Source organism: Actinosynnema sp. NPDC059797, assembly GCF_042732085.1.
In the GTDB taxonomy this organism is placed as follows: domain Bacteria; phylum Actinomycetota; class Actinomycetes; order Mycobacteriales; family Pseudonocardiaceae; genus Actinosynnema.
This window is the reverse complement of record NZ_JBHWIE010000525.1, coordinates 1-3,866: the sequence shown is the minus strand read 5'-3', so window position 1 is coordinate 3,866 and position 3,866 is coordinate 1. Positions and strand designations below refer to the sequence as shown.

General features: G+C 72.7%; 5 protein-coding genes and 1 pseudogene. All 6 read left to right on the top strand.

Annotation, left to right across the window (positions count from 1 at the left end):
* A pseudogene (locus tag ACFV4N_RS41010) lies at nt 1-592 on the top strand (hypothetical protein); the annotation flags it as partial.
* A 17-nt stretch (nt 593-609) separates the two neighbouring features.
* Nucleotides 610-1,056, top strand: a complete 447-nt coding sequence (locus ACFV4N_RS41005; RefSeq protein WP_499678088.1) for a roadblock/LC7 domain-containing protein — start codon at nt 610-612, stop codon at nt 1,054-1,056.
* 41 nt (nt 1,057-1,097) lie between these two features.
* Nucleotides 1,098-1,433: a DUF742 domain-containing protein gene (locus tag ACFV4N_RS41000; protein ID WP_499678089.1), complete on the top strand. Its 336-nt coding sequence runs from the start codon at nt 1,098-1,100 to the stop codon at nt 1,431-1,433.
* On the top strand, nt 1,414-2,004 hold the full coding sequence (locus ACFV4N_RS40995) for a GTP-binding protein (RefSeq protein ID WP_499678087.1): 591 nt from the start codon (nt 1,414-1,416) through the stop codon (nt 2,002-2,004). The genes ACFV4N_RS41000 and ACFV4N_RS40995 overlap by 20 nt, the downstream gene beginning before the upstream one ends.
* 37 nt (nt 2,005-2,041) lie before the next feature.
* The gene (locus ACFV4N_RS40990) at nt 2,042-3,289 is read left to right on the top strand and encodes a styrene monooxygenase/indole monooxygenase family protein (RefSeq protein WP_499678086.1); all 1,248 of its coding nucleotides are present in this window, start codon (nt 2,042-2,044) and stop codon (nt 3,287-3,289) included.
* A gap of 113 nt (nt 3,290-3,402) precedes the next feature.
* The gene (locus ACFV4N_RS40985) at nt 3,403-3,768 is read left to right on the top strand and encodes a peptidase inhibitor family I36 protein (protein WP_499678085.1); all 366 of its coding nucleotides are present in this window, start codon (nt 3,403-3,405) and stop codon (nt 3,766-3,768) included.
* Nucleotides 3,769-3,866 lie beyond the last annotated feature (98 nt).

Genomic DNA, 3,866 nt, shown 5'->3' with positions numbered 1-3,866 from the left:
CCTGGCCGACAAGCACCGCGTGCGCGTGTGGCTGGGCCGCCGCGCGCCGCACGGCACGACCGCGTCGGTCCTGCTGCCCGCCGAGCTGGTGCGCGAAGCGCCACCGGTCTCGTTCGCGCGGCAGCCGGAACCCGACGTGCCCACCCAGGGCGCGCCCCCGGAACGCGCGCCCGCCGGACCCCGGGCCCGGCCCGACGAGCCGCGCCGCACGGGCGGCCCGACACCGGACGGACCCCGCACGAGCACCCTGACCGCGGACGGGCCGCGCGCAGCCGGACCGCGCGCAGCGGGCCCGCGTGCGGCCGGATCACCTGCGGCCGGGCCGCGCACGGGCGGGATGACCCCCGGCGGACTGCCCCGGCGGGTGCCGACCAGCCTGCGCGTGCCCGACAGCCCGGCCGGCATCGTCGCGCCGCCGCACCCACCCGGGAACGGCCCCGGCGACGGCTTCTTCGCGGACCTGGCGGACTTCGACGCCGGCGAGCGGGCGGCCCGCGGCACCCTCCCCGAACTCGACCACCCGGATCCCGAAGACCCCAAGCCCGACGATCCCCGTGGCGGCCCCCGAGAGGGCCGCCCGAGCGACGACTGACCACGAGGACCACCCGAGTGACGACTGACCACCGAGCCGCCGACCCGGCGCCGGACTTCAGCTGGCTGATCAACGACTTCGTCGACCGGGTGCACGGCGTGACGCACGCGTTGATCCTGTCCTCCGACGGCCTGCCGCTCATCGCCTCCGACACCGTGGGCGTGGACGCGGCCGAGCAGTTGGCGGCCATCTCCAGCGGCATGCTCAGCCTCGCCCGCAACGCGGCGGCGGTGTTCGGCAAGGGCGGCTGCGAGCAGATCCTGGTCCGGCTCACCGGCGGCTACTTCCTGTTCATGGACATCGGCGAGGGCGCCGGCCTCGGCGTGCTGACCTCGCCCTCGTGCGACATGAAGGTCATCGGCTACGAGATGACCAAGTTCGTCGACAACACCGGGCACGCGCTGACCCCGCAGCTGAGGGCCGACATGCGGCGCACGGTGACCGCACGGCGCCCCGGCGCGTGAGGAGGGCGATCGTCGTGGCCACCCGTCCCGCACCCGGCGCGATGCGCAGCACCAGGGTCCGCCCGTACGCCATCACCCGCGGCCGCACCAGGCCCCGGCACCTGCTGCTGGTGGAGACCCTGGTGTCGGTGCCGAACTACGACCCGCGGGCCTGCGCGCGGATGATGCCCGAGTCCCAGGCGCTCTACGAGCGCGCCCGGGAGCGCACCTCGGTGGCGGAGCTGTCGGCGCACCTGGACATCCCGCTGGCCGTGATCCGGGTGCTGCTCAGCGACCTGATCGCGCAGGACCTCGTCTACGTCCACCCCACGGGTCACGAGTACCAGTACGACCTGCCCCTGCTGGAGAGGATCCTGAATGGGCTCAAGAACGTATGACCCCGAGCCGTTGACGATCTCGGCGAAGATCGTGGTCGCCGGTGGCTTCGGGGTCGGCAAGACGACGTTCGTGGGCTCGGTGTCCGAGGTGCCCCCGATCAACACCGAGGCGTGGATGACCGAGGCGGCCGAGGGCGTGGACCCGGTCGACCCGGGCGGCGACAAGACCACGACCACGGTGGCGATGGACTTCGGCAGGCTCACGCTGACCGACGACCTGGTGCTCTACCTGTTCGGCACCCCGGGCCAGCCGCGGTTCTGGTTCCTGTGGGACGACCTGTCGCGCGGCGCGCTGGGCGCGGTCGTGCTGGTGGACACCCGTCGCGTCGAGGAGTCGTTCGCGGCCATCAACTACTTCGAGAACGACTCCGAGATCCCGTTCGTGGTCGCGGTGAACATGTTCGACGGCCTGCTGACGCACGACCTGGACGAGGTCCGCGACGCGCTGGCGATCTCACCGGACGTCCCGCTGATCACGTGCGACGCCCGCGACCGGGCCTCGGTCGTCGGCGCCCTGCGCGAGCTGGTGTCGTACACGATGCAGTTCGTCCCGTCGTGCGGCCCGGTGTGATCGGCGGACCGCCCCGCGAGCGGAGAGGTTGGTGGAAATGCGGAAGGTGCTCGTCGTCGGTGCCGGCCAGGCAGGCTTACAACTGGCGTTGGGGCTGGTCGGCAGGGGTTACGACGTCACGGTCATGTCGGCCCGCACGCCGGAGGAGATCCGCGCCGGGCGGGTGATGTCCACGCAGTGCATGTTCGGCCCGGCGCTCCGGCACGAGCGCGACCTGGAGCTGAACCTCTGGGAGGAGCGGACGCCCCGCATCGGGGGCCTGGGCCTGTCGGTGGGCGCGCCCGCCGACGACGGCGGTCACCGGCGGGTCCTGAACTGGCTGGGCCTGCTCGACGAGCACGCGCAGTCGGTCGACCAGCGGGTGAAGATGGCGGGGTGGCTGGAGCTGCTGGAGGACCGCGGCGGCAAGGTCGTCTACCACGGCGTGACCACCTCCGACCTGGACGCGCTGACCTCCCTGTACGACCTCGTCGTGGTCGCGGCGGGCAAGGGCGAGCTGGTGGAGGCGTTCACCCGCGACCCCGGGCGGTCCCCGTACCGGACGCCGCAACGCGTCCTGGCCGTGGCCTACGTGCACGGCATGGCGCCCCGGCCCGAGCACCCGGACGTGCCCGCGGTGCGGTTCAACGCCGTGCCGGGCGTGGGCGAGCTGTTCGCCATACCCGGGTTCACCCTCAGCGGGCCGTGCGACATCCTGTTCTTCGAGGGCCTGCCGGGCGGCCCGCTGGACTGCTGGGACGACCGGCCGGGACCCGCCGAGCACCTGGACCGGACCCTGTCGCTGATGCGGCGGTTCGTGCCGTGGGAGCACGAGCGCTGCCGCGAGGTCGAGCTGACCGACGCGCACGCCACCCTGGTCGGGGCGTACGCGCCCGTGGTCCGCGAGCCGGTGGCCACCCTGCCGTCCGGCGGCCGGGTGCTGGGCATGGCGGACGTGGTGGTGGCCAACGACCCGATCACCGGACAGGGCTCCAACAACGCGGCCAGGTGCGCGGCGTCCTATTTGGACAGCATCGTGGCGCGCGGCGACCGGCCGTTCGACGAGGAGTGGATGCGCGGGGCGTTCGAGGCGTACTGGGAGCACGCGCGGCACGCCACGTCCTGGACCAACGCGATGCTCCGACCGCCGCCCGACCACGTCATGCGCATCTTCGGCGCGGCGCTGGAGTCCCCGGCGGTGGCCCGCCGGTTCGTCAACTGCTTCGCCGACCCCTCGGACCTGGAGGGGTGGTTCTACGACCCCGAACTGGCCGACCGCTACCTGACCTCGGTAACCGGGGGTTGAGCGGGGGCACCCCGAATGCCGTTCGTTGATCATTGACCACGGCTGCGCTTCAATGGTCGAGGAGCCACGAACCGCCGTGGTCCGTGGCAAGCGACGTTAGGGGAACGTTCGCCGTGTACCGGAAAACCGTTGGGGCGCTGGGTTTCGTCGGTGGCCTGCTGGCCGCCCTCGTGGTGCAGGCGCCCGCCGCGAGCGCCGCGGGCACCTGCGAGTTCACCAACACGCTGTGCGCGTGGGAGCAGGCGAACTTCGGGGGCGCGCGGTTCACCGTCGCCCCGCTGCCGCCGCACCAGGGCGTGTGCGTGGACCTGGTCGAGCACGGCTGGGGCAACCGCATCCGCTCGACCGTCAACACGTCGTCGAAGACGGCGTCGCTGTTCGCGAGCGACGACTGCACCGGTCGCCCGTTCCCGATCGAGGGCAACAGCAGCAACCCGTCCGTCACCTTCGCCGCGAACAGCGTCTTCGTGCAGGTGTAGCGACGAGCGCGGGTGCCGGCGGGGTCCGCACCGCCCCCCCCCGCCCCCACAGCAGGACATTGTACACGTGCACACCAGGGAGCGCACCCGGTCACCCG

What these genes read in the sequence shown, in the direction of transcription:
- ACFV4N_RS40995 (WP_499678087.1), top strand. Translation starts at nt 1,414, where the DNA reads ATGGGCTCAAGAACGTATGACCCCGAGCCGTTGACGATCTCGGCGAAG.
- ACFV4N_RS40990 (WP_499678086.1), top strand. Translation starts at nt 2,042, where the DNA reads ATGCGGAAGGTGCTCGTCGTCGGTGCCGGCCAGGCAGGCTTACAACTG.
- ACFV4N_RS41000 (WP_499678089.1), top strand. Translation starts at nt 1,098, where the DNA reads ATGCGCAGCACCAGGGTCCGCCCGTACGCCATCACCCGCGGCCGCACC.